General features: G+C 50.8%; 1 rRNA gene. It reads left to right on the top strand.

Annotation, left to right across the window (positions count from 1 at the left end):
• Window positions 1-543: ribosomal RNA gene (locus AAEY57_RS19410) — 23S ribosomal RNA — on the top strand; the annotation flags it as partial.

Here is a 543-nt window from a genome sequence, read left to right as displayed (position 1 = left end):
TGAGTGGTAGGGGAGCGTTCTGTAAGCGGTTGAAGGTGTACCGGGAGGTATGCTGGACGTATCAGAAGTGCGAATGCTGACATGAGTAACGATAATGCGGGTGAAAAACCCGCACGCCGGAAGACCAAGGGTTCCTATCCCATGTTAATCAGGGTAGGGTAAGTCGACCCCTAAGGCGAGGCCGAAAGGCGTAGTCGATGGGAAACGGATTAATATTTCCGTACTTGGTATAATTGCGATGGGGGGACGGAGCAGGCTAAGCAAGCATGGCGATGGTAGTCCATGTGAAAGTGTGTAGGCTAGTGACTTAGGTAAATCCGGGTTGCTGTTAGGCTGAGACACGAGACGAGTCACCACGGTGATGAAGTTGCTGATGCCATACTTCCAGGAAAAGCCTCTAAGCTTCAGATTATACTGAATCGTACCCCAAACCGACACAGGTGGTCAGGTAGAGAATACTAAGGCGCTTGAGAGAACTCGGGTGAAGGAACTAGGCAAAATCGTACCGTAACTTCGGGAGAAGGTACGCTCCGATTGGTGATG

Source organism: Pseudoalteromonas sp. MER144-MNA-CIBAN-0113 (assembly GCF_040308965.1).
GTDB classification, from domain to species: Bacteria; Pseudomonadota; Gammaproteobacteria; order Enterobacterales; family Alteromonadaceae; genus Pseudoalteromonas; species Pseudoalteromonas tetraodonis.
This window is presented reverse-complemented; position numbering and strand designations above follow the sequence as displayed.